The organism is Azospirillum brasilense (assembly GCF_007827815.1).
GTDB classification, from domain to species: Bacteria; Pseudomonadota; Alphaproteobacteria; order Azospirillales; family Azospirillaceae; genus Azospirillum; species Azospirillum brasilense_C.
Genome location: NZ_VITH01000001.1, coordinates 561,640 through 585,906, shown reverse-complemented (window position 1 = coordinate 585,906; position 24,267 = coordinate 561,640). Strand labels below are relative to the sequence as shown.

The 24,267-nt window shown below is 71.1% G+C and carries 22 protein-coding genes; 5 read left to right on the top strand and 17 right to left on the bottom strand.

Annotation, left to right across the window (positions count from 1 at the left end; genetic code table 11):
- Positions 1-31 precede the first annotated feature (31 nt).
- The 3 genes from FBZ83_RS02725 to FBZ83_RS02715 all read right to left on the bottom strand — a co-directional run bounded on the left by FBZ83_RS02725 (position 32) and on the right by FBZ83_RS02715 (position 4,782).
- Positions 32-3,493 carry a chromosome segregation SMC family protein gene (locus FBZ83_RS02725; protein WP_145680960.1) on the bottom strand — a complete coding sequence of 1,154 codons (3,462 nt, stop codon included), beginning with the start codon at positions 3,491-3,493 and terminating at the stop codon, positions 32-34.
- 25 nt (positions 3,494-3,518) lie between these two features.
- Positions 3,519-4,193, bottom strand: a complete 675-nt coding sequence (locus FBZ83_RS02720) for a DsbA family protein (protein WP_247888105.1) — start codon at positions 4,191-4,193, stop codon at positions 3,519-3,521.
- A gap of 109 nt (positions 4,194-4,302) precedes the next feature.
- Positions 4,303-4,782: a DUF721 domain-containing protein gene (locus FBZ83_RS02715; RefSeq protein ID WP_137141900.1), complete on the bottom strand. Its 480-nt coding sequence runs from the start codon at positions 4,780-4,782 to the stop codon at positions 4,303-4,305.
- Positions 4,783-4,938: 156 nt separating this feature from the next.
- Between FBZ83_RS02715 and mutY the strand changes: the two genes are divergently transcribed.
- The 3 genes from mutY to FBZ83_RS02700 all read left to right on the top strand — a co-directional run bounded on the left by mutY (position 4,939) and on the right by FBZ83_RS02700 (position 9,506).
- Positions 4,939-6,021 (top strand): A/G-specific adenine glycosylase, encoded by a 1,083-nt coding sequence (gene mutY, locus FBZ83_RS02710; protein ID WP_145680959.1) that lies wholly within the window; start codon positions 4,939-4,941, stop codon positions 6,019-6,021.
- 51 nt (positions 6,022-6,072) lie between these two features.
- Positions 6,073-6,840, top strand: a complete 768-nt coding sequence (locus tag FBZ83_RS02705; RefSeq protein ID WP_145680958.1) for a DUF1194 domain-containing protein — start codon at positions 6,073-6,075, stop codon at positions 6,838-6,840.
- 158 nt (positions 6,841-6,998) lie between these two features.
- Positions 6,999-9,506, top strand: a complete 2,508-nt coding sequence (locus FBZ83_RS02700; RefSeq protein ID WP_145680956.1) for a PAS domain-containing sensor histidine kinase — start codon at positions 6,999-7,001, stop codon at positions 9,504-9,506.
- Positions 9,507-9,510: 4 nt separating this feature from the next.
- Here FBZ83_RS02700 and FBZ83_RS02695 read toward each other — a convergent pair whose 3' ends face one another.
- The 4 genes from FBZ83_RS02695 to FBZ83_RS02680 form a co-directional block, all read right to left on the bottom strand.
- Positions 9,511-9,894, bottom strand: coding sequence for a dihydroneopterin aldolase (locus FBZ83_RS02695; RefSeq protein ID WP_246653798.1), 384 nt, complete (start codon positions 9,892-9,894; stop codon positions 9,511-9,513).
- A gap of 133 nt (positions 9,895-10,027) precedes the next feature.
- The gene (locus FBZ83_RS02690; protein ID WP_145680954.1) at positions 10,028-11,113 is read right to left on the bottom strand and encodes a site-specific DNA-methyltransferase; all 1,086 of its coding nucleotides are present in this window, start codon (positions 11,111-11,113) and stop codon (positions 10,028-10,030) included.
- A 90-nt stretch (positions 11,114-11,203) separates the two neighbouring features.
- Entirely contained in the window at positions 11,204-11,878 is a 675-nt protein-coding gene (locus FBZ83_RS02685) for a ribonuclease HII (protein ID WP_145680953.1), read from the bottom strand.
- The gene (locus tag FBZ83_RS02680) at positions 11,875-12,651 is read right to left on the bottom strand and encodes a cyclic nucleotide-binding domain-containing protein (protein ID WP_247888104.1); all 777 of its coding nucleotides are present in this window, start codon (positions 12,649-12,651) and stop codon (positions 11,875-11,877) included. Before FBZ83_RS02680 ends, FBZ83_RS02685 begins: the two co-directional genes overlap by 4 nt.
- A 205-nt stretch (positions 12,652-12,856) precedes the next feature.
- On the opposite strand from FBZ83_RS02680, the gene FBZ83_RS02675 reads away from it, so the two are divergent.
- Positions 12,857-13,354 (top strand): YchJ family protein, encoded by a 498-nt coding sequence (locus FBZ83_RS02675; RefSeq protein ID WP_145680951.1) that lies wholly within the window; start codon positions 12,857-12,859, stop codon positions 13,352-13,354.
- A 240-nt stretch (positions 13,355-13,594) separates the two neighbouring features.
- Positions 13,595-14,173 (top strand): cold-shock protein, encoded by a 579-nt coding sequence (locus FBZ83_RS02670; protein ID WP_014198362.1) that lies wholly within the window; start codon positions 13,595-13,597, stop codon positions 14,171-14,173.
- Between the two features lie 207 nt (positions 14,174-14,380).
- Here FBZ83_RS02670 and FBZ83_RS02665 read toward each other — a convergent pair whose 3' ends face one another.
- The 10 genes from FBZ83_RS02665 to FBZ83_RS02620 form a co-directional block, all read right to left on the bottom strand.
- Positions 14,381-15,829 (bottom strand): S41 family peptidase, encoded by a 1,449-nt coding sequence (locus FBZ83_RS02665; protein ID WP_145672587.1) that lies wholly within the window; start codon positions 15,827-15,829, stop codon positions 14,381-14,383.
- A gap of 317 nt (positions 15,830-16,146) precedes the next feature.
- Positions 16,147-16,869 (bottom strand): sugar transferase, encoded by a 723-nt coding sequence (locus tag FBZ83_RS02660; RefSeq protein ID WP_145680950.1) that lies wholly within the window; start codon positions 16,867-16,869, stop codon positions 16,147-16,149.
- A 174-nt stretch (positions 16,870-17,043) separates the two neighbouring features.
- Positions 17,044-18,090, bottom strand: a complete 1,047-nt coding sequence (hypE, locus tag FBZ83_RS02655) for a hydrogenase expression/formation protein HypE (RefSeq protein WP_145680948.1) — start codon at positions 18,088-18,090, stop codon at positions 17,044-17,046.
- 28 nt (positions 18,091-18,118) lie between these two features.
- Positions 18,119-18,349 carry a HypC/HybG/HupF family hydrogenase formation chaperone gene (locus FBZ83_RS02650; protein ID WP_145680945.1) on the bottom strand — a complete coding sequence of 77 codons (231 nt, stop codon included), beginning with the start codon at positions 18,347-18,349 and terminating at the stop codon, positions 18,119-18,121.
- Positions 18,322-20,613: a carbamoyltransferase HypF gene (hypF, locus tag FBZ83_RS02645; protein ID WP_145680943.1), complete on the bottom strand. Its 2,292-nt coding sequence runs from the start codon at positions 20,611-20,613 to the stop codon at positions 18,322-18,324. Before hypF ends, FBZ83_RS02650 begins: the two co-directional genes overlap by 28 nt.
- Positions 20,610-21,584 (bottom strand): hydrogenase nickel incorporation protein HypB, encoded by a 975-nt coding sequence (hypB, locus tag FBZ83_RS02640; RefSeq protein ID WP_145680942.1) that lies wholly within the window; start codon positions 21,582-21,584, stop codon positions 20,610-20,612. Before hypB ends, hypF begins: the two co-directional genes overlap by 4 nt.
- Positions 21,584-21,925: a hydrogenase maturation nickel metallochaperone HypA gene (hypA, locus tag FBZ83_RS02635; RefSeq protein WP_145680939.1), complete on the bottom strand. Its 342-nt coding sequence runs from the start codon at positions 21,923-21,925 to the stop codon at positions 21,584-21,586. Before hypA ends, hypB begins: the two co-directional genes overlap by 1 nt.
- Before the next feature lie 3 nt (positions 21,926-21,928).
- Positions 21,929-23,113: a nickel-dependent hydrogenase large subunit gene (locus FBZ83_RS02630; protein WP_145680937.1), complete on the bottom strand. Its 1,185-nt coding sequence runs from the start codon at positions 23,111-23,113 to the stop codon at positions 21,929-21,931.
- Positions 23,110-23,814 (bottom strand): [NiFe]-hydrogenase assembly chaperone HybE, encoded by a 705-nt coding sequence (gene hybE / locus FBZ83_RS02625; protein WP_145680936.1) that lies wholly within the window; start codon positions 23,812-23,814, stop codon positions 23,110-23,112. The genes FBZ83_RS02630 and hybE overlap by 4 nt, the downstream gene beginning before the upstream one ends.
- Positions 23,811-24,083 carry a HypC/HybG/HupF family hydrogenase formation chaperone gene (locus FBZ83_RS02620; protein WP_145680934.1) on the bottom strand — a complete coding sequence of 91 codons (273 nt, stop codon included), beginning with the start codon at positions 24,081-24,083 and terminating at the stop codon, positions 23,811-23,813. Before FBZ83_RS02620 ends, hybE begins: the two co-directional genes overlap by 4 nt.
- Between the last annotated feature and the right edge of the window lie 184 nt (positions 24,084-24,267).

The following is a 24,267-nucleotide window of genomic DNA, read 5'->3' as shown; positions in this document are numbered from 1 at the left end:
GAAAGCGGCATGGCTGGCGCAACGGCGCCCGTCAGGCCGCCCCGCGCAGCTCCTCGGCCTTCTGCAGGTCCACGCTGACCAGTTGCGAGACGCCGCGTTCGACCATGGTCACGCCGAACAGCCGGTCCACCCGGGCCATGGTCAGGCGGTGGTGGGTGATGATGAGGAAGCGGGTGTTGCCCTCCCGGGCGATGTCCTCGACCAGATCGCAAAAGCGGCCGACATTGGCCTCGTCCAGCGGTGCGTCGACCTCGTCCAGCACGCAGATCGGCGCGGGGTTGGAGCGGAAGACGGCGAACAGAAGCGACAGCGCGGTCAGGGCCTGCTCGCCGCCGGACAGCAGCGACAGCACCTGCAGCTTCTTGCCCGGCGGGCTGGCGTAGATCTCCAGCCCGGCCTGCAGCGGGTCCTCGGCGTTGACCAGCTCCAGATGCGCCTTGCCGCCGCCGAACAGGCGGATGAACAGCTCCTGGAAATTGCGGTTCACGGTGTCGAAGGAGGCGACCAGACGCTCCCGCGCCTCGCGGTTCAGGCTGGCGATGCCCTGACGGAGGCGGGCGATGGCGCTGACCAGATCTTCGCGCTCGGTCTGCAGCGTGCCGATCTGGGTTTCCAGCTCCGCCGCCTCGATCTCGGCGCGCAGATTGACCGGCCCCATGTTCTCCCGCTCGCGGGTCAGCTTGTCGAGGCGCGACTCCACGACGGCCACGTCGGGCATTGCCTCGTCGGGGGGAAGATCGGCGGCGGCGCGGGTCTGCTCGGGGCGGCAGTTCAACCGCTCGGCGATGCGCTCCGTCAGGGTCTGGCCGTTCTGCAGGGCGGCGGAGACGGCGGCCTCGGCGTGGGCGCGGGCCTCGCGGGCGTCGGCCAAGCCGGACTCGGCCTGTTTCAGCAGCTTTTCGGTCTCGGCCAACCGGTTTTCCGCCTCGGCCAGGGCGTCGGCGGCGCGCTTGCGAGCGCGTTCTGCCTCGCTGATCCGGCCGAGCAGGGACTGACGGTCGGCCTCGATCGCCGCCGGGCGGCTTTGCAACTGGGCGAGGTCGGTTTCGGCGGCGGCGGCGCGCTCCTTCAACTCGGCCACGCGCCCGCCCGCCCCGGCGGAGCGGGTGCCCCAGGAGGCGACGTCCTGCTGGATGGCGGACAAGCGCTGGCGGCGGGACTGCGCCTCGCGGGTCAGGCGGTCGAGCGCGTTCTGCTTCTCGGCGAGGACGGCGCGATGCTCGGCGAGCGTGGCGCGGCGGTCGTTGACGGCGTCTCGTCCCTCGCGCGGGTCGGGCAGGGCGTCCAGCAGCTCCCGCGCCTCCTCCAGAGCGGCTTCGGCCTCCTGCCGGTCGGTCTCCAGCCGCGCGATGCCATCGACCACAGCCGCCAGCTTCGACGCGGCGGCGTCGGCCTCGCGGGCCAGCTTGGCGTGGCGGTCGCGGGCGGTGGTCACCCCGGCGAAGGCGTCGCGCACCGCGTCGCGGGCGCGGCGGTCGGCCTGCGCGGCCTCCTCGACGGCGCGCTTGGCCTCGTCCAGGGCGTCGCGGGCGACCTCCAGCCGCTCGTCGGCGAGGTCCAGTTCGCCGCGCAGCTCGTTCAGGCGGTTGCGCTGCTTCAGGCGGACGGCGGCGGCGGTTGGCGCGCCCGCTTGAACGGTCAACCCGTCCCAGCGCCATGCCCCGCCGTCGCGGCTGACCAGGGTCTGGCCGGGGGCGAGGCCGGCGGCCAGGGCCGCGCCCGCCGCGTCGTCGGCGACAACGCCGATGTGCGACAGGGCGCGGGCGGCGGCGTCCGGTCCCTGCACGCGGTCGGCCAGCGGCTCAGCCCCGGCGGGCAGGGCGGCGGCGGCCGGGTAGGGCGGCAGGTTACGCCAATGGACCGGGGCGGCCTCGTCCAGCGGAGCGGTCAGCGCGTCGCCCAGCGCTGCCGCCAGGGCGCCCTCGTAGCCCGGAGCGACGGTCACCGCATCGACCAGCGGCGGGAACAGGTCGCCCGCCCCGGCGGAGAGCAGCTCGGCCAGCGCCTTCTCCTCCGCCTTCAGCTTGGCGCGGGCGGATTCGGCGGTTTGCAGGGCCTCGCGGGCGCGGGCCTGGGCGGGTTCGGCGTCGGTCTTGGCGCGCTCGGCCCGTTCGGCGGCCTCGCGGGCGTCCTCCAGCCGCTGTTCGGCCAGCTCGACGGCCAGTTCGGACTCGGCCACGTCGGCGCGGGCGGCGGTCTCGCGCTCCAGCGCGTCGCGCTGCGCCTGCTGTTCGGCGAGGCGCTTGGCGAGCCCGGAGGCCCGTGTTTCAAAATCAGCGACCTGCCGCTGGGTGGCGGCGCGGCGGGCCTCGTCGGCGGCGGTCTGCTCGGTCAGGCGGGTCAGATCGCGGTCGAGCGCGTCCACCGCCTCCCGCGCGTCGGCCAGCGCCTCGCGCGCGGCCTCCTCCAGCATCTCCTCGTCGGCCTGGGCTTCGAGAAGCCGGTCGCGCTCGGCCTCCAGCCGGGCCAGGGCGTCGCCGGCATCGGCGGCCAGAGCCTCCTCGCGGCCGAGGTCGCCGGCGATCTGCTGCAGGCGGGAGAGCAGGCCGCGCTGCTGTTCGGCGACCCGCTTTTCCTCGGCGTCGAGCTGTTCCTTGGCGATGACCAGCCGTTGCAGGCCGGCAGCCGCGGCCGCTTCCGCCTGACGCTTTTCCGGCAGCCCGGCGGCGTCGTCGGTGCGGCGGGTGGTCAGCTGGGTGACCGCCAGCATCAACTCCCGCACCGCGCCCTCGGCCTTGGCGAAGGCGCCGCGGGCGCGGGCCAACTCGCCTTCATGGGCGATCCAGCGGAGGTGCCAGAGCACCGCCTCCGCCTTGCGGATCTGTTCGGAGAGGTTGCGGTAGCGGGCGGCCTGCCGCGCCTGCTTCTTCAGGCTCTGAAGCTGGGTGTCCATGGCCCCGATCACGTCGTCGAGGCGCATGAGGTTGGCTTCGGCCGCCTTCAGCCGCAACTCCGCCTCGTGCCGGCGGGAGTGCAGGCCGGTGATGCCCGCCGCCTCCTCCAGCAGCATGCGGCGGTCCTGCGGCTTGGCGTTGATGATCTGGCCGACCTTGCCCTGGCTGACCAGCGCCGGGGAGGCGGCGCCCGAGGCGTTGTCGGCGAAGAGGAGCTGGACGTCGCGGGCGCGCACCAGCTTGCCGTTGATGCGGTAGTCGGAGCCGTTGCCGCGCTCGATCCGGCGCGTCACCTCCAGTTCGTCGTGCTCGTTGAAGCCGGCGGGGGCGGTGCGCGTGCGGTTGTCGATGAGGAGGGCGACCTCGCCCAGATTGCGCGCCGGACGATTGGCCGTGCCGCCGAAGATGACGTCGTCCATGTCGTCGCCGCGCATGCGCTTGGCGGAGGTTTCCCCCATCACCCAGCGCAGCGCCTCCACCAGATTTGACTTGCCGCAGCCGTTGGGGCCGACGATGCCGGTCATGCCCGGCTCGATCACCAGATCGGTGGCGTCGACGAACGACTTGAAGCCGGACAGGCGGAGGCGCGTGAAGTGCACGGGATCGAAGCCTTCTGCCCGGTCCTTACTTCACCAGCTTGTCGATGGCGGCGGCGAAGGTCTCGAAGGACTGCGCGCCGCTGATGGTGGCCGCGCCCTCGTTGAGGACGAAGGTCGGGGTGGCCTCCACCTTGTACTTGTCCTGGCCGACCAGCCGGCTCTGCAGGATGCCGTCGGCCAGCGCCTGGTTGGCCATGCAGGCGTTGATGACCTGCTCGCTCATCCCGGCGAGCTTGCCGTACTGGGCCAGCGCCTTGACCGGGTCGGCGGCGCGGCTCCACTGGCCCTGGCTCTTGAACAGCACGTCGAGCAGCGGGTAGTAGCGCTCCGCCGGGGCGCAGCGGGCCAGCATGGAGGCGCGCAGCGCCGCCTGATCGAACGGGAAGTCGCGGAAGATCAGCTTCGCCTTGCCGGTGTCGATGTAGGCTTCCTTGATCTTCGGCAGCGTCTCGGTGTGGAAGGCGGCGCAGTGCGGGCAGGTCATCGACGAATAGTCGAGGATCGTCACCGGCGCGTTGGGGTTGCCGAGCACCCGGTCGGCCAGCAGGTCGGCGGTCGAGGGCGCCTGCGCCATCTGCACGGGCGGCTGCACCGGCAGAGTCTGCCCGTTCGACGGCCGGGAGCCGGCAACGGCGAGCCCGATGATCAGCGTCATGCCGACCGCGATCAGAGCAACGATGCCCAAAAGGTTGCGGTTCACTTTGGCCTCATCCCTACCAGATGTTGATGGTATAATCGAAACTCCCCTTTTGCGGCAAGAGTATGGCCCAGCCCGAGCCGGCTCCCGCCCCAGGGGCATCGGATAGTGTTCAGCGGCGCCGGGGCGCCGGACGCGGGCGGGCCAGCAGCGAGCGTCCGAAGCGCTCCAGCGTGGCCCGCAATTCCTCGTCCTCCACCGTCGCGGTGGTGGTCATCACCGACAGCTCCTCGTCCATGGTCAGGTCGCGCGGGCGCACCACCGGCTTCTGTATGGTCAGCGGGGCGGCGTGGATCAGCTTGATCTTCGCCACCGCGCGGTAGCCGAAGAAGCTGTTGATCCGCTCCACGATCTGCGGTTCCAGATGTTGAAGCTCCAGCGCGATGGCGCCCATGGCGCGGATGTGCAGGACGGCGTCCTCCCGCTTGCCGCGGGGAAAGCTCAGCTTGTCGGGGGCGGTGCGCAGGCTCAGCTGGTGGCCGACGATGGACGGCCAGTCGTTGATGAGCGAGCCGAAGGCCAGCCCGCGCTTGCCCAGCGCCTTTCCGGCCACCTCGGGGACGGTCTGGCCGATACGCCGCGGTCCGTTCATGTCAAGGCTTCCTGGTCTGGGCTTCCTGGTGATCGTCCGCGCACCCTAGCGCAAGCGGGCCGGACTTCGCCAGCGCCCCCGCGGGTGCCCCTTTCTCGGCAGGCCTTTATCGGCGGCCCTTTATCGGTGTCTGGGTTCGCCCTATGTCTTGCCGCCATGACGACGCCTCCCCACACCGCCCCAAAGAGCGCCCCCGGCGACGCCGCCCCACGGCTGCTCTCCTGGTACGATCACAACCGCCGCGACCTGCCCTGGCGCGCCAAGCCGGGGGAGGTCGCCGACCCCTACCGGGTCTGGCTGTCGGAGATCATGCTGCAGCAGACCACGGTGCCCGCCGCGGCACCCTACTTCCGCGCCTTCACGGAGCGCTGGCCGACGGTGCGCGACCTCGCGGCGGCGCCGCTGGACGACGTTCTGGTGGCCTGGGCCGGGCTCGGTTACTACGCGCGGGCGCGCAACCTGTACAAATGCGCGCAGGTTGTGGCGGCGGAGCGGGACGGGCGCTTCCCCGACAAGGAGGTGGCTCTGCTGGACCTGCCGGGCATCGGCGCCTACACCGCGGCGGCGATCACCGCCATCGCCTTCGGCCACAAGGCGACGGTGGTGGACGGCAACGTGGAGCGGGTGGTCTCCCGCGTGTTCGCCGTCGAGGAACCGCTTCCCGGCGTGAAGCCCAAGCTGCGCGCGCTGGCCGCCCTGCTGACGCCGGACGAACGGCCCGGCGACTACGCCCAGGCGATGATGGACCTCGGCGCCACGGTGTGCACGCCGCGCAAGCCGAAATGCATGCTTTGCCCCTGGTCGGACTGGTGCGCCGCCCGCGCCGCCGGCATCCAGGAGCAGCTTCCCCGCAAGGCCGCCAAGGCGGACAAGCCGACCCGGCGCGGCGTCGCCTTCTGGCTGCTGAACCCGGAGGGGGCCGTTCTGCTGCGCCGCCGGGCGGAGGAGGGACTGCTGGGCGGCATGACCGAGGTGCCCTCCACCCCCTGGGCCGGCCACGCGCCGACCGAGGCGGAAATCGCGGCGGCGGCCCCGCTGGACGTGTCCTGGCGCCGGCTGCCGGGCGTGGTCCGCCATACTTTCAGCCATTTTCACCTCGAACTTGAGGTCGTCGCGGCCAAGGCCGGCGACGGCTGGCGGATGGCCGAGGGGCTGTGGGTTCCGGTGGACCGGCTGGGCGGGCAGGCCCTCCCGTCCGTCATGATGAAGGTGGTGCGTCACGCCCTGGCTCACGCATAGACGGGGCGCACGCGTAAACGGCACGCGAAAACGGACGGTGGACGGAGCGAGATGAGGCGGCGGACGATTTTGGCGCTGCCGGCCTTCCTGGCCGGCGCGTGGCTTGCCGGGTCCTTGCGGGCGGAGCCGTCCCAGCGGGCGGAACCCAAGGCGAAGAAAGGGCCAGCCCCGGTTCCCGCCGGGCGCCGCGTCGCCCTGGAACTGGTCCTGGCCGTCGACGGGTCGGCTTCCATCACCGACGGGGACCTGGAATTTCAACTGCAAGGTCACGCCGCGGCCTTCCGCGATCCGGACGTCCGCGACGCGGTCGTCGCGGGTGGCGCCGCGGCGACCCTGGTGGTCTTCTCAGGCCCGCACAACCTGCGTGTCCTGGTGCCCTGGACGGCCCTGACCAACGCGGAGGAGGTGGCCGCCTTCGCGGACCGGATCGACAAGGCGCCGCGTGGTTTCCAGGGCGATTCCACGGCGCTGGGCAGCGCCATCGAGGAATCGGCGAAGCTGTTCGCCGGCAACGGCTTCGACGCTGGACGCAAGGTCATCGACATCGTGTCGAACGGCTTCTCCAACAGCGGCCCGGACCCCGCGGGCGTCCGCGACCGGGTCGAGCGGCAGGGAATCACCATCAACGCCCTGGCCATTCTCGACGAATTCCCCTGGCTGGAAGAGTATTATCAGGAGAATATCGTCGGCGGGATGAATTGCTTCGTGAAGACGGCGATGGACCGCGGCAGTTTCGTCGAAGCGCTCCGCCAGAAGCTCATTCAGGAGATCGCCATTCTTCCTGCGCCGGGTTCAGTTATCACCGCAGCTAACTTTTGAGCGCCGTCGCCCGGCGGCCCCGAATTTTGGAAAATCGTCTGGTGAAATGAGGCCGGGAGGGGCTACCTTACCCTTGCGTGCAGAGGGATGGGGATTGTGTCCGCTCCGGATGTTTTCGGGCGTTCCCTGCATCCTGATTCGTGTTGCGGAACGGTGGGATGGACGATCGGAAGTCGGCGGGGCCGGGCGACATCGCGGTTGCGGACATCGTGGCGGCGGCCGGTGCCGCGGTCGCCGGGAAGGCCGTTGCCCAGACTGTGGTGTCCCCTTCCGATCTTCCATCGACACCCGTCCTTCCCTCGGCGGCCGGCCGCCGCGCGTGGAAGCCGAGCCTGCAGACTGTGGCGATGGCGCTGGCCATCGTTGCGGTCCTGGCGCTGGGGGCGCTGACCGCGGCGGTCGGATCGACCTTTCTCGGCATCATCGGGATCGCCGAGGAGGCGCGGACCACCACCCTGCCGCTCCTCGACGCCCGGCACCGGGGCGCCCTGGCCGCCGCAGACCTGGAGCGGCTGGCCGAGGTCGTCCTCAACAGCCGCGACCGGGCCCGCCGCGTCGCCGCCCTGGACGAGGCGGAGGCGCTGGTCACCCGGTTCGCCCAACGGCCGGATGCCGGCGTTCTGCAGGGATTCGAAAGCGCGCTGAACGCCTTGCGGCGCGACAACCACCATGCCGATCTGCTCGACGCGCTGTCCGCCAGCATCCGTGAGCATCTGGCCGGGGTGGACGATGCGCTGTCCGGCGCCACCGCGCTGCTGGCCGAGCCCGACAAGGCGGTCCAGGACTATGCCTTTCTCAGCAACCTGTTCCATTTGCGCCAGCTTTACGGGCAGGCCACGGCCAGCGAAACGCCGGAGCGGCTCGCGCTGGTCGACGGCGAGATCGTCGGGCTGCTGCGCAACCAGCAGGCCCTGCTGGACAGCCTGTCCAGCATGAGGACCGGACCGGCGGTCCAGCCCAACCGCCTCGCCATCCTTCTGGATCGCTTTACGGCGGCGCGCGCGGTGGTCGACCTGCAGCGCGGGCGTCTGTCCGTGCTGGCCCAGGTCCCCCAGGACGGCGATCCCGCCTATCGCCACCTGAGAACGCTGGCCGACGGCCTGTCCGGCGATGCCGCCACGCCGGGTCTGCTGATGACGGACCGCATCGTCGCGGACGGCCGGCGTGGCTTGTGGGTCGGGATGGCCGGGCTCGCCGCGGGCGTCCTGCTGGTGGCGATCGTGATGGCGCTGCTGCGCCGCCATGTGGTGGGTCCGGTGCTGCGGGTCGGCGACGCGCTGTGCGCCTTGCCGGAACAGCCGCAGGCGGTGGCCCTGCCGCCCGCGGCGCTGCAGGAGGTCGAGGGCCTCGGCACCGCGGTGGGGCGGTTTGCCGGAATGATGGCCGCGTTGCGCCATCAGAATGCGGCTTTGCAGGCGAGCGAGGGGCGGCTGAACGCCATTCTGCGATCCTCGCCTTTCCCCATCGTCATCGCGCGGAGCGGCGACGGCCGCATCCTGTTCGCGAACGGCCCCGCCGCGGAGCTTCTGGAGACCAGCGTCTCCGCTCTGCTGGAACGCACGCTGCCGGATTTCCTGGAGGCCGCGGCCGATTGGGAGGGGATTGCCGACGCTCTGTTGCGCACCGGGCGGCGCCCGGACGCCGAGGCGCGCCTGAGAACCGCGGAGGGGCGCCCCTTTTGGGGAGCGCTGTCGGCGATGGCGATGGATCACGACGGAGTCGAGGCGCTGTTCCTGGCTCTTCGTGACATCTCCGCGCGCAAATACGCCGAAAAGGCACTGCTGGCCGCGATGGAGGAGGCGGACCGCACACGCCGCGACCTCCGTCAGGCCCAGAGGAGTCTTGTCCAGGCGGAGAAGCTGGCGTCGCTGGGGGCGCTGGTCGCCGGCGTGGCCCACGAGATCAGCACGCCCGTGGGAATCGGCGTGACCGCCGCCAGCCATCTGTCCGAGCAGGCGCGGCAGTTCAAGGCTGACGCGGCCGGCGGACCGTTGCGCCGCCGGGAACTGGAAGAGTTCGTGGACCGGGTCGATGAAGGCGCTTCCCTGATTCTCGGCAACCTGGAGCGGGCCTGCACGCTGGTGCAGAGTTTCAAGCAGGTGGCCGTCGACCAGACGTCGGAGGCGCGGCGGCCCTTCGAACTGCGCGGCTATCTGGAGGGCGTGCTGGGCAGCCTCGCCCCGCAGATGAAAGGCGGCGGGCATCGGGTCACGCTGGAGTGTCCGGACGGGCTGATGATGGACAGCTATCCCGGAGCCTTGTCGCAGGTGGTGTCCAATCTGGTGATCAACGCGCTGCTGCACGCCTTCCGGCCCGGCGTGCCGGGCACCATCGCCATCGCGGTGCGCGCCGACGGTCCGTTCTCCGCCGGTGCCGCGGGCGTCGTGCTGGACATCGCCGACGACGGCCGCGGCGTTCCGCCCGACCACATCGGGCGCATCTTCGAGCCCTTCTTCACCACGCGCCGCGCCGAAGGCGGCAGCGGGCTCGGCCTGCACATCGTCCACAACATCGTCACGGAAATTCTTGGCGGGCGCATCGCCGTGGCGTCGCAGCCGGGGGCCGGTTGCCGCTTCACCATCCATCTGCCGCTGACCGCGTCACCCATGGCGCCGTCGGCCATCGCCGCCGGCCGCGTCGCGGTGGCGGAGACGGTGCCCGCCTGACCGGTCAGGCCCGGGCGCGCTCGATCTCGACGCCGACGCTGGCGGCGTCCGGGAACACGTCCAGCTTTTCCACCCGCACCTTGACGCTGGCGATCCGCTCGTCGGACAGGCAGCGTTCGGCGATCCGTTCGGCCAGCGTCTCGATCAGGGTGACGTGACCCTGGCTGACCAGCCCTTTCACCACCGCCGCCATGTCCTCGCCGGTGACGCCGGGGGCGGCGACGTCCAGGTCGAGGCTCAGGCGGATGCGCTGCGGCTTGATCCGTTCGTGGGCATAGACGCCGATCAGCGCATCCATGACCAGATCGCGCACGAAGCAACGGGTGGAAAGCGCCGCCGGGGCCGAGCGGGGCGCCGGAGCGGTGACGGTGGCGAAGAGCTTGTTCATGGCGCACACGCCTATCACGCCGTCCCCGTCCTGCCAAGGCATGCGGGCGGCGATCGGTGAAGGGCTTCAATGCCGGATTGGCGGGATCGGGGCGGCGTCCACGGCCGCCCCGTGCCGCATCCGGCGGGAGGCGTCAGGCGGACCCTTCGGACCGGATGCGCTCGCGCAGCACGTCGATGGGACGCAGGTCGCCACCGTCCTCATAGTGCCAGAAGGTCCAGCCGTTGCAGGCCGGCAGCCCGGCCATGGCGGCGCCCACCTGATGGATGGAGCCGCGATGCTCGCCGCGCGGGCCGGCCCCGATCAGCGTGCCGTCGGCGCGCACGCGGGCGACCACCCGGCGGCGCAGGTCGAACAGCGACGTGCCCGGGCGCAGCAGGCCGCGCTCCACCACCCAACCGAAGGGGATGCGCGGGGCCGACCGCTTCGGCGGCGTGTCGAGGACGGCGGCGTCGGGCGCCTCCTCCACCGCCTCGATGCGGGCGGTGGCCGCCTTGGCGTAGGTCGCGTCGCGCTCCAGCCCGATCCAGTTGCGACCGAGCCGCTTCGCCACCGCACCCGTGGTGCCGGTGCCGAAGAAGGGGTCCAGCACCGTGTCGCCGGGGCGGGAGGAAGACAGGATGACGCGGTACAGAAGCGATTCCGGCTTCTGCGTCGGGTGGGCCTTGCGGCCGTCCTCGTCGCGCAGGCGCTCCGCGCCGTTGCAGATCGGCAGCAGCCAGTCGCTGCGCATCTGCAGGTCGTCGTTCAGCGCCTTCATGGCGTCGTAGTTGAAGCGGTAGCGGGCGTCCTTCTCGCGCGAGGCCCAGATCATGGTCTCATGCGCGTTGGCGAAGCGCGTGCCGCGGAAGTTCGGCATCGGGTTGGTCTTGCGCCACACGATGTCGTTCAGAATCCAGAAGCCCAGATTCTGCAGCGTGGCGCCGACACGGAAGATGTTGTGGTAGCTGCCGATCACCCACAACGAACCCTCGGGCTTCAGGATGCGGCGGGCCGCGGCGAGCCAGTCCCGCGTGAAGCGGTCGTAGGTCTCGAAATCTTCGAACTTGTCCCAGTCTTCTTCCACTCCGTCAACACGCGAGTGGTTCGGGCGCAAGAGTTCGCCCCCCAGCTGGAGGTTATAAGGCGGATCGGCAAAGACAAGGTCCACCGATTCAGCCGGCATTTCATTCATGAGGGCGATGCAATCGCCCACGAGAATTTTGTTCAGGGGGAGCATTGACGAAACCAAAACAGCGAATCAGTCGTTGGGACAATGATTCGCCGCCGAGTCGCCGTCAACTGATTTCTTGCGCCGGAATCGCGGCGGTCAGCCGGCCCGTTCGATTTGGGCGCGGACTGGTGCAAAAGTGACTCGGTGGTGGGGCGTCACGCCGTGGCGGCGCAGCGCCTCCAGATGCTCCGGCGTCGGGTAGCCGGCGTTGCGGTCCCAGCCGTATTCCGGGTGAAGCTCGGCCAGCCGCATCATCTCGCGGTCGCGCGCCACCTTGGCGACGATGGAGGCGGCGGCGATCGACTGGCTGCGCCCGTCGCCCTTGACGATGGCCTCCATCAGGCAGGACAGGGCGGGCTTGAACTTGCCGTCGATCAGCGCGACCGCGGGCGGCTCGCCGGGCAGCGCCTCGTAGGCGCGCTTCATGGCCAGCAGCGTGGCCCTGTGGATGTTGAGCGCGTCGATCTCCGCCGCGGACGCCTCGGCGAGCGCGACGGCCAGGGCGTGGGCGCGGATCTCCGGCTCCAGCGCCTCGCGGGCGCGCAGGCTCAGCGCCTTGCTGTCGTTGATGGCGCGGGCCAGCGCGTCGGGCAGGCCGCCGGCCGGCAGCACAACGGCGGCGGTGACCACCGGGCCGGCGAGCGGGCCGCGCCCGACCTCGTCGATGCCGCAGACCAGCCGCCCCTGGCCCAAGGCGATTTCGAAGGACAGATCGGGCTGCGGGCGGGGGACTTTGACGCGGACGGCTTTGGTGGTGGTCTTGGACGTCATGGGGAGTCGGTTCTTGCGGGTTCGGCGTGGTGGGGCAGGAGCCGTCCGCCGGACAGCTGCTCGATGTAGATGCGCGTCAGCGAGCGCAGGATGGGCGGCATCGTCTCGATGGCTTTGGCGAACTGGTCCTTGCGGATGATTTCGCAGACCGTGGCCTCCAGCGCAACGACCGTGGCGGCGCGCGGCCGGTGGGCGAGGAGGGCCAATTCGCCGAAGATGCGCCCCGGCCCCAGCACGCCGAGGTCGGTCCCGTCGCGACGAACACCGACCGAGCCGGACTGGATCAGGTAAGCCGCCGTTCCCTCATCCCCCTGGCGGAAGAAACTGTGGCCGTTGCGGAACATGCGGCGGTCCGCCACCGTGGCGAAGGAATCGGAGGAGCGGATCGCGGCCCCCCCTTCCTGCCGTTCCGGCTGGCACAGGCCATAGCTGCGGCGGATTGCGGCGACGAGGCTCTCCAGCAGATAGGAGGCCAGCGGCGGGCAGCGCCCGCGCAGCGCGCGGAAGGTGTCGCGCGACAGTTCCACCGCCTCGACCGCGGTGAGGGCGCGCACCGTGGCGCTGCGCAGCCCGTCGTCCAGCAGCGCCATCTCGCCGACGATCGCATTGGCGCCGACGGTGCCCAGGCGGCGCGGGCCATCCGGGCCGTCCAGCAGGACCTCAAGCTCGCCCGACTGGATCAGCCATGCGCAGTCCCCGGCCTCGCCCTGGCGGATCAGCACGGTGTCGGCGGCGATGCGCCGCGTGGGAAGGTCGGGTCCGCGTCTGGTCATCACCGGTTCCATCGCTCCGGGCCGGCCGGCCGCGTTCCATGGAGATTAGCGCGAATGCCGCTCCGGTTCAGGCGAATTTGCGGCGGCCAATTCGCGTCGCCCCGTCGCGAGATCAATCCACGTGGTCAAGGGGTTGGCCGTGAGGCTTGGCGGGGCGCGCCGGCTGCGCTATGCATGGCGCCCTCAAATCGAGAGGCCGGAAGTCATGACCACCACCGCCACCACCGAATGCCCCTGCCGTTCCGGCAAGCCCCTGGACGCCTGCTGCGGCCCCTATCTGGACGGCAGCGCGCCGGCGCCCACCGCCGAAGCGCTGATGCGGTCGCGCTATTCGGCCTTCGCCTGCGGGAAGATCGACTATCTCCAGGAGACGCTGCTGCCGGAGACCCGCGAGGACTTCGACCGCAAGGAGATCGAGACCTGGGCCGCCAACAGCCAGTGGACCGGCCTGGAAGTCCGCGCCACCGAGGCCGGCCGGGCGGAGGACGAGGAGGGCGTGGTCGAGTTCGTCGCCCACTTCACCATGAACGGCAAGCCGCAGAAGCACCACGAGACCAGCCGCTTCGCCAAGCGGGACGGCCGCTGGTACTATGTGGACGGCACGCTGGGCGCCCGCCCGCGCAGCGGCCCCAAGGTCGGCCGGAACGATCCCTGCACCTGCGGCAGCGGCAAGAAGTACAAGAAGTGCTGCGGAGCGGCCTGACGGCCCGCTCCAGATGCGGTCTTGAGGGGCTGTTCCTGACCGGCAATCCGCCGATTCTCGCAGCAATTGCGATATTTTTGGTCGCCCGGTGACCGCCGGGCGGCGTTCGGCCGGGTTTTGGCCGAATCTTTCTTTCCGCCACGCGCGTTCTCAATTGAAAAGCGCGGCGGAACGGATCATCTTCGGGGGGCCATGTTCCGCCGGTTGGGGCATGGCCTATCACGACAGATGAGACCACGTATGTTCGACCGTCCGCAGCGCAACAGCTTCCGCGCTCCCGAGATCACCCAGCGCAACATCCGCGCCACCGTCAAGTGGTTCAACGCGACCAAGGGCTTCGGCTTCGTCACGCCCGAAGACGGCTCGCCGGATGCCTTCCTGCATTCCACGGTTCTGCAGTTCTGCGGACACGACAGCCTGCCCGAAGGTGCCACCATCACCTGTGACCTGTCCCGCGGCCCGAAGGGCCCGCAGGTTGCCACCATCCACGACGTCGACACCTCGACCGCCAGCGAGTCCCCGCGCCCGGCGGCGCGCGCTCCGCGCAGCGACAGCTATGGCGGCGGCTACGGCGGCGGCAGCAGCTACGGCGGTGGCGCCGGCGGCGCCGAGGAGACGGTCGATGGCACCGTGAAGTGGTTCAACGTGTCGAAGGGCTTCGGCTTCATCGCCCCGTCGACCGGTGGCAAGGACATCTTCGTCCACATCCGCGCTCTGGAGCGTTCGGGCCTGGACGTGCTCGCCGACGGCGAGCAGGTGCGGGTGACCGTCCGCCAGGGCGTCAAGGGTCCGGAAGCGCAGCGCGTCGAAGTGGTCTGACGTCGAACAGCCGGCTGTGAGGGGGCGGGGCGGACCCATCCCCACACACCCGGTCGCGGAAGCAGCACCATTCCCATCACCGTCACGATCCACCCATAGGGTCTGAAACGGTGCGCGGGGCACAAAGAAAAAGCCCGCCGTTCCATTGGAACGGCGGGCTTTTTTGTTTGATCCCGCTTTGCCTGATCCTGGGGAAAGGGCGGTTTGTTACGGCCGCCCGATCAGCGTGCCCATCAGGCGGGTGCGGATGGCCGCGACGGCGCAGTCCAGCGGGCGGTCGGCGTCCGGCTTCGACGGGGCGGCGGCGACGTCCGGGCAGAGGTCCTCGATCCGCCAAGCGCGCGGCGGTGGCGGCGGGGTGGCGTGCGGGTCGCAGGTCGCCGGGTCCGGATGCGTTTCCTCGCTGTTGTCGTTGGCCGGCTTGATCTCCAGGTTCGGCGACACGCCGAAGCAGTCGACCAGCCCGCCCGACGGGCGGAAGTAACGCGCCGTGGTCAGGCGGATGCCGATGTCGCCGGACAGCGACGAGATGGTCTGCACCGATCCCTTGCCGTAGCTGCGCGTGCCGAACAGCAGCGCCCGGCTGTGGTCCTGCAGGGCGCCCGCGACGATCTCCGACGCCGAGGCCGACCCGCTGTTGATCAGCAGGACGATGGGCAGCCCGGCCAGCAGGTCGCCCGGCGTGCCGGTGTAGCGGCGGTTCTCGTCCGGATCACGGCCGCGCACCGACACGATGTCCACCGCCTCCAGGAAGCGGTCGGCGACGTTCACCGCCTGATCGAGCAGGCCGCCGGGGTTGTTGCGCAGGTCCAGCACCGCGCCGGCCAGCCGGCCGTGGGCCTGCCGGCGCATTTCCTCCACCGCCTCGTCCAGCGCGTGGGAGGTCTGCTGGTTGAAGGCGGCGATGCGGATGTAGGCGACGTCGCCCTCCAGCCGGTAGCGGACGGGCTGGATCTTCACGATGGCGCGGGTCAGCGACACGCGGAACGGAGCGTCGGGGCCGCCGTTTCCGTTGGTCCCGCCGTTGCGGCGCATGGTCAGGGCGACGGAGGTGCCGACCGGACCGCGCATGCGGGCCACCGCATCGCGCAGGTTCATGCCCTTGACCTGGGCCTCGTCGATGCGGGCGATCAGGTCGCCGGTGCGCAGCCCGGCGCGGGCGGCGGGGGAGCCGTCGATGGGGGACACGACGCGGATCAGGCCGCTGTCGTCGTCCATCGTCACCTCGATCCCAAGCCCGCCGAACTCCCCCTGGGTCTGCTCCCGCATGTAGCGGAAATGCTCCGAATCGAGGAAGGCCGAATAGGGGTCGAGGGAGGTCAGCATCGCATCCAGCGCCGCCTCGGTCAGGACCCGGTCGGTGGCCCCCGGCTCCTCCTTCTTCTTCTTCTGGAGGCCGGCGACGGCCTTTTCGACCAGCGCCTGCGGCGTGCCCGGCTTCACATGCTCGGCCAGCACGCGGCGCAGGACGTCGGAGAAGAGGAGGTAGTTGCGGTCCGCCGGGGACGGGAGGGAAGAGGTGCCCTTGGCCTTCGCGAACTCCTGCCGGTAATGGTCCAGCGCGATGCTGGTGTCGGCACGGGAGGCGGGCACCACCGCGCAGGCGGGTCCCATCGCCACCATCAGCAGCAACAGCGCCGCCAGCAGTTTCGCCATCCTGCGCCCCTCTTGACTGACCGGCCCGGCCGGCGGAATCAAAGCCATCAACGCGACTGCAAGCCTTATTGTACCAGGGGTTTCGCCTGCCGGACGCCCAAGGCCGGTGCATGTGTGCGTCTGTGCAGCGGAACATGGCCTTCCGGCCGGTCCCGCCGGTCTTCCATTCGCAACCTAGCACGTTGACCGGGCAATCTCAAATCCTGCCCCCTGGTGCCGCGGGACCCATCGCCCCGCTCAGGATAGGATATATGTCTCCACCCGTCGCGCCGCCACTCTCCGGGCGGGGGAGAGGGCCGGCGCGGGGATTCTACGCCTTAATAGGCACCTTTTCCGCTGAGCATCACGCCGACCGTCCGCAGCAGGATGCGGAAATCGCCCCAGAAGCTCCAACCCAGCAGATAAGCGGTGTCGAGCTGGACGCGCTGACCATAGTCCACGTCGTTGCGGCCGCTGACCTGCCACAGCCCGGTCAGGCCGGGGCGGCAGAGCGTGTAGAAGGGGAAACAGACGTGATAGCGCGCCACCTCCTCCTGCACGATGGGGCGCGGGCCGACCAGGCTCATGTCGCCGGTCAGGACGTTGAAGAGCTGCGGCAACTCGTCCAGGCTGGTGCGGCGCAGGAAGCGGCCGATCCAGGTGATGCGGGGATCGTTGCGCAGCTTGCGCGTGGCCTCCCACTCGGCGCGGGCCTCCGGGTCGGACTCGATGTGCTTCTCGAAAACCTCCGGCGCGTTGACGACCATCGAGCGGAATTTCAAGCAGGTGAAGTCCCGGCCCTCGGTCCCGATGCGCCGATGGCCGAACACCGCGGGGCCGCCGTCCAAGGTGATGAGCAGCCCGACGATCAGCATCAGCGGCCCGAAGAACAGAATCAGCCCGACCGCACCGACGAGGTCGAAGGCCCGTTTCACCCGGTTGCGGTGCAGCGGTTCCATGGCCGGCAAGCGCGCGACCAGTTCCGCGGCGGACGCCGTGCCGGCGAGCGTCGCCGGTTCCAGCGGTGCAGCACCCAACTGGATGGACTGCGGAATACCCATCGATCCCCCGTACTCACAATTCGGCTGGCGGAAACACGACCGCCTTCCGGGGGAGGCAACGCGTGAGGCGCGTCCGGGGTCCCCCGGCCGGGATGATCCGCCGCAGTTCCATCGCGGTACGCCGGCCGGCGATGGCGGGGCCAACGGGGTGCCACTTCCGGTGGAAGCGCGGGCTCAGCAGATGCGGGGAAGCTGCTCGCCGGACAGCCAGTCGACGATGCGCTTGCCGCCGAAGCGCGTCTCCATCTGCACGAAACGGTGGGAATCCTCGACCACCGTGCCGACGACGGCCGCTTCGGCCCCCAGCGGATGGGCGCGCATGGCCGCCAGCAGGCGGTCGGCGTCCTCCGCCGCGCAGATGGCGATCAGCTTGCCCTCGTTGGCGACGTAGAGCGGGTCGAGCCCGAGCAGTTCGCAGGCCGCCGCGACCTCCGCCCGCAGCGGGATGTCGGCCTCGCGCAGCAGCATGCCGACCCCCGACTGGTGGGCGATCTCGTTCAGGGTCGTCGCCAGACCGCCGCGGGTCGGGTCGCGCAGGACGTGCACGTCCGGCACCGCCGCGACCATGCCGGCGACCAGCCCGTGCAATGCCGCGCTGTCCGAGCGGATGTCGGTCTCGAAGCTGAGATTCTCGCGGGTGGACATGATGGCGACGCCGTGGTCGCCCATGGTGCCGCTGACCAGGATCGCGTCGCCGGGCCGCGCCCGCTCGCCGGACGGGGCGACGCCGGGGGGCACCACGCCGATGCCGGTGGTGGTGATGAAGACGCCGTCGCCCTTGCCGCGCTCCACCACCTTGGTGTCGCCGGTGACGATGGACACGCCGGCCTCGCGCGCGGCGCGGGCCATGCTGTCGACCAGCCGCTTCAGGTCGGCCAGCGGGAAGCCTTCCTCCAGGATGAAGCCGGCGGTCAGGTAGAGGGGCACGGCCCCGGCCATGGCGACGTCGTTCACCGTGCCGTGCACGGCCAGCGACCCGATGTCGCCGCCGGGAAAGAACAGGGGCGAGACGACGAAACCGTCGGTCGTCACCACCATGCGCCCGGCGGGCGCGTCGAAGGCCGCCTGATCGTTGCCCTGGTCGAGCAGCGGGTTGGCGAAGGCGGCGGCGAACAGCTCCCGCACCAGCTGGGCCATGGCCTTGCCGCCCGACCCGTGGCTCATGTCCACGGCGCCGCGGGCGAGGTCGAGCTTGCGGGTGAAGAGACGGCGGTCGGTCATGGCGGGGTCCACAAGGTCGGGCGGCGGATCAGGCGGCGGGAGTCAGGGTGCCGGTTTCGGCGAGCAGGGCGAGCGTGCGCTCCGCCTCCTCCGGGTCGAGCTTGGACAGGGCGTAGCCGACATGCACGATGACGTAGTCGCCCACCGCCACCCCCTCCACCAGCGCCAGGGAACAGGCGACCTTCACCCCGCCCAGGCTGACGGTGGCGCGGTCCTCTTCCAGAAGCTCGATCACGCGGGCGGGAACGGCGAGGCACATGGGGGCGGTCCTTCCTGAAGCAAACTCTGCACGGCGATCCAGGCCTGTCCCAGGCTGAGCCCGCCGTCATTGGCCGGCGCCCGGCGGGGCAGCAGGGCGGTGACGCCGCGCGCCGCGAACCCGGCGCTCAGCCCTTCGGCCAGGACGGCGTTCATCAGGCAGCCGCCGGACAGGACGACGCGGTCGAGCCCGCGCGCCGCCAGCTCCGGCAGGGCCCATGCGACCAGCGCCGCCGCCAGGGTTCCATGGAACCGCTCCGCTCCCTCCCGCGCATTGATCTGCAACAAGCTTTCGAGAAGGGGGGTGAGGTCCAGCACGCCGCCGTCGATCCGCCAGCCGCCCTCCAGCACCGTGGGGTGGCGGACCAGCGATTCCAGGGCCATCGGCGCTTCGCCCTCGAAGCCGGCGCCTCCGGGGCTGAAGGCACGGACTCCGAGCAGCCCGCAGGCGGCGTCGAACCAGCGCCCGCAGGAACTGGTGGGCGGTGCGTTGATACCGGCCTCGATCATCCGCCGCACGCCGTCCGCCGGGCCGCAGCCGGCGAAGCGCTCCGCGATCTCCGCGCCGCGGCCCATGCGGGCCAGCGCCGCCGCCGCCATGCGCCAGGGCTGGCGCGCCGCCACGTCGCCGCCCGGCTGGGCCAGCGGCGCCAGATGGCCGAGGCGGGTGAAGCCGGTGCCGTCCACCAGCAGCATCTCCCCGCCCCAGGACCCGCCGTCCGCCCCCAGCCCGAAGCCGTCCAGCGCCAGTCCGAGCGTCGGGCCAAGCGGCGGCCCGGCCTCGCCCTGTTCGGCCAGCACCGCCGCGATGTGGGCGTGGTGGTGCTGCATCGGCAGCGTCGGCAGGCCGAGCGATTCGGCGAAGCGGGTGCTCTGGAAATCGGGGTGGAGGTCGTGGGCGACGGCCACCGGCTCCACCGCCAGGATGCGGCGCAGATGGGCGACGCTCTCCTCCAGGAATTCCAGGGTCGCGGCGTTGTCGAGATCGCCGATGTGCTGGCTGAGGAAGGCTTCGTTGCCGCGGGTCAGACAGACGGTGGCCTTCTGGTGCGCGCCGACCGCCAGCACCGGCGGGCCGGAGCGCGGCAGGCGGATGGAGGCCGGCGCATGGCCGCGCCCCCGCCGCAGGAAAGCCGGCGCCCCCGCCACCACCCGCATCACGCTGTCGTCGGCGCGGATCAGGATGTCGCGGTCGTGGTCGACGATCAGGTCGGCGATGCCGTCCAGCCGTCGCCGCGCTTCGGCGTTGCCGATGGCGAGCGGTTCGCCACCGGGGTTGGCGGAGGTCATGACCAGGGTGAGGTCCTGCGGCCGCTCCAGCCAAGCCGTGCCGTCGGGCCGTCCGGCGGCCTCGTGGAACAGCAGATGATGGATCGGCGTGTAGGGCAGCATCATGCCCAACCAGGCGAGACCGGGGGCGATGGCGTCGGGAAGGGTGGGGGCGTCGTCCCGCCGCCGCAACAGCACCACCGGCCGGGCCACCCCCTCCAACAGTGCCCGCTCCGCCGCTCCGACCGCCCCAAACCGATCGGCGGACGCGGTGTTGGCAACCATCAGGGCGAAGGGCTTGCCGTTGCGCTGCTTGCGGGCGCGCAGCCGTTCCACCGCCGCCGCGTCGAACGCGTCACAGGCGAGATGGAAGCCGCCCAGCCCCTTGATGGCGACGATCCGGCCGCCGCGCAGCGCGTCCAGCACCTCCTCGATGGGGTGGGACAGGCGCGGACCGCAGGCCGGGCAGGCGGTCGGCTGGGCGTGGAAGCGGCGATCGGCGGGGTCGGCGTATTCGGCGGCGCAGTCCGGGCAGAGGGGAAAGCCCGCCATGGCGGTCTGCGGCCGGTCGTAGGGCAGGGCGCGCGTGATGGTGAAGCGCGGTCCGCAATGGGTGCAGTTGAGGAACGGATAGCGGTAGCGCCGGTCCTTCGGATTGAACAGCTCGGCCAGACAGGCCGGGCAGACGGCGGCGTCGGGGGCGATCCCGGTGGTCACCGCGCCGCGCTGCGAGGCCAGGATGGCGAAGCCCGCCTCGCCGGGCTGGACAGGAACCGCGTCTGTTTCGATTGCGTCGATCCGCGCCAGCGGCGGGGCCTCCTCCGCGAGCGCGGTCAGAAAGCGCTCAAGGGCATCGCCCTGCACCTCCGCCAGCACGCCGTCCCCGTCGTTGAGCACCCAGCCGGTCAGGGCGAGGCGGTGCGCCAAGCCATACAGGAAGGGCCGGAAGCCGACCCCCTGCACCTGCCCGCGGACCCGGACGCGAAGCCGCCTCACCGCGTGGCGACCGCCTTCGCAAGCCCCTCCTCGATCCAGCCGTACCAGTCCTCAAGCCCCTGGCCGGTGGTCGCGGACACCTCGATCACGCGCAGGTTGGGCTTGAGTTGCCGTGCGTAGGCGATCATGCGCGCCACGTCGAAGGTCAGGTGCGGCAGCAGGTCCACCTTGTTGACCAGCAGCAGGTCGGCGCCGGCGAACATCGCCGGGTATTTCAGGGGCTTGTCCTCCCCCTCCGTCACCGAGAGCACGACGACCTTGTGCGCCTCGCCGAGGTCGAAGCCGGCCGGGCAGACGAGGTTGCCGACATTCTCGATGAACAGCACGCTGCCCGTCGCCACCGGCAGGCGCCCGACCGCCTGGGTGACCATCTGGGCGTCGAGATGGCAGCCCTTGCCGGTGTTGACCTGGATGGCCGGCGTGCCGGTGGCGCGGATGCGGTCGGCGTCGAAGCTGGTTTGCTGGTCGCCCTCGATCACCGCCATCGGGAAGCGGCCCTTCAGGTCGGTCAGCGTGCGGGTCAGCAGGGTCGTCTTGCCCGACCCGGGGCTGGACATCAGGTTCAGCACGAACACGCCCTTCGCCGCGAAGAACTGGCGGTTCACCGCGGCGAAGCTGTCGTTCTTGGCGAGAATGTCCTGTTCGATGGCGATCAGCCGGGTCTGGGACATGCCCGGCACCTCGGTTCCCGCCGGGCCGCGGCCGAGGTCGATGGTGCCGTGGTCATGCCCATGGTCGTGGCCATGCTCGTGCCCGTGCCCGTGCCCGCGATGATGCCCATGATCGTCGCCGTGGGTGTGGCGGTAGACCTTGCCGTCCGGTCCGACATGCTCGTGGCTGTGATGATCATGGTGGTGGTCATGATCATGGTCGTGATGATGATCGTCGTGACCATGGTGGTGATGATGGCCGTGCCCATGGCCGGCCTCGATTTTCGTTTCGCCGTTGGCGCAACCGCAGACCGTGCACATCACTCCACCTCCAATTCCTTGACGCGCATTTCCTCGCCGCCGGTCACCATGAGCTGGTGGCCGTCGCATTCGGGGCAGGGGTCCGACCGCTCGGGCAGCGGGACCGGCTTCTCGCAGGTCAGGCAGAAGGCCTGACCCGGCGGGCGTTCGATGTCCAGCACCGCGCCCTCCGCGATGGTGCCGCGGCTGACCGCGTCGAAGCCGAAGGCGATGGCCTGCGGTTCGACATGCGACAGGGTGCCGATGACCAGCCGCACCGTCTTCACCCTGGTGAATCCCCGGGCCGCTGCCTGATCGCGGATCACGTCGATGATGCCTTGGCTGAGCGCCAGCTCGTGCATGGGTCAGTCCTCGTCCTGGATCGTAATGGAGGAGGCCACGCAGGGGTCGAGCGCGGCCACCAGCAGGCCGGCGCGCTCGGCCAGACCCGCGTCGGACGCGGCGCCGGCCAAGCCCTGGGCCAGCGGCCCGTCCGCGGCGAAGTTCCATTCGGTCGGCGCGACGATGCGGCAATCGGCGACGCGGCCGTTTTCAAGCCGCAGCCAGTGGGCGAGGCGCCCGCGGGCCGTCTCGGCGGCGCCGCTTCCCGCGCCGGGCAGTCCGCCGCAGGGGCCCTGAACCGGTTCGGCGTCTTCCAGGCGGTCGGCCCGGGACGCCAGCCTCCCCGCCAACTCCGCCAACTCCGCGAGCCGGGCGGCGGCGTGGGCGGCGAGGCCGGAACCGTGGGCGGACAGCAGCGCGGCGACCAGAGGGTGCGCGCCTTGGCGGGCCAGCGGGCCGGTGTGGGCGGGGGCGCCGTCCTGCCGGGGGGTTTCGGAAAAGGCCGCATCTACGGCCAGCCGCTCGCCGAACCAGCGGGCCGGATGCGGCTCCAGCGCCGGCACGCCGCAGGCGCCGAAGCCCGCCATGCCCGGCGCCAGCAGGAGCCGCATCAGCCGCGCCGCCGGGGTTGCACCGACGACGGTCCAGCGCTCCAACTCCACGGCGTCGGCGGGGGGAGGGGCGGCGAAGACGGCGCGTTCCAGCCCGTCGCGCAGGGCCGCGACAGCGGCGGCCAGGGCGGCACGGTCGGGTTGCAGGGAGCCACCGCCCGGACGCAGCCCGTCGCGGGCCGGGTAGAGCGCGGGATGAATCGCCGCCGCCGCGGCGCGCAGGCCCGCCAGTTCCCTGGGCTGCGGCGCCTCGCCCAGCCGCGCCGGCCAGTCCATCAGGATCTGCCACGCGTGGTTCGTCGCGGCTTCCGCGTCGGCCAGCAGGGCGCGTGCGGCGGCGTGCGGCCGGGCGTCGAGGCCGAGCGCGTCCTCCAACGCCCCCACCGCGGCCAGCGACTGGGCGGTGCCGCACAGGCTGAACAGCAGCGGCACGAGGCGCATCGCCTCGTCGGGCGTGCGTCCGCACAGGGCGCGGGCGGCGGCGGGGCGGCGGACCTGCACCGACACGGCGCGCACCCGCCCGGCGGCGGCCGTCAGCCGCACCGACACGCTGCCCTCCAGCCCAGTGCCTTCCAGCCCGGCGCCCGTCCCGCTCATCGCCGCGCCCTCCCGAACAGAGAGCGGCGGGACAAAGCGGGCTTGGGCGGGTCCGCATCGCTCGCCGATGGCGGATCGGTCCGTGGCGCCGGCTGCTCAGCCTCCCGCATCAGATGGTCGAGCCCCAGGACGGCGGCGGCGCGGGCCTCCCCCTGGTCGACAAACACGTTCATCGCCGAGGCGAGCGGGATCACCGCCAGCGTTCCCAGGACGCCCACCCGCGCCGCGGTGAAGCGGTAGGCGCCGGAGGGCAGGGCGATCTCCGTCTTGTCGCCGTCGCGCCGGTCCGCCCACAGGGCGGGATCGCGCGGGATCAGCACGGCGTTCAGGAACCAGGGGGCGATGACGCAGCCGATCCAGCCCGGCCCGTGGGCGCGGAAGCCCACCGCCTCCACCGCCAGTGCGGCGTTGCAGATGGGAACGTCGGCCATGTCGCGCTCCGCGATCAGGCGGTAGCTGGCGGTCAGGGCGGCGACCCGCGCCGCCATGGCGTCGCCGCCCGGCGGCGCGACGACGGTGAAGCCGTGCTGGGGGCCGCCGCAACCCGGGCAGCGCCAATAGTCCGGCAACCCCCCGAAGGGTGTTCCCGGCGGCACCTCCCGTCCCGGATCGCCCGCCGCCGGGTCGTAGACGGCGCCGCAGGCCCCGCAGGAGGGGCGCGCGTCGGCGGCGAAGCCCGCCTCGGGGGCGCCGGAGGTCATGCGCTGGCCTTTTCGATGAGGTCGGTGAACAGGTGGTCCACATTCTCCCCGCGCGCGGCCAGCAGGATGGCGTCGAGCGCACGGTTCAGCGGCTCAACCTCCTCCGCTTCCAGAGTGCGGACGGCGCGGTCGAGATGGACCAGCACCCAGCCGCCTTCCGGCACCTCATCGATCAGCATGACGTTGACGCGCCGTTCCTCGCCGCGGCCGGCGCATCGCGCGGTGAAGCCGTCGGTCTCCAGGACCCGCATCGGAATGCCGAGACACATGCGCGCGCCCTCACCCGGGGAACCCGGTCGTCGCGAGGCGGCCGGCGTGAAACGATCAGTGCAACTGCGTCATCTTGACCGGGGGGTGAAACCGCACATTGATGTGCGTCAAACATGCGGTCCGGCGTAGTTTCATTGCGCTCCGCCATTTCCAATCGGAGCGGTTCTGCTAAAGTGGCGACCG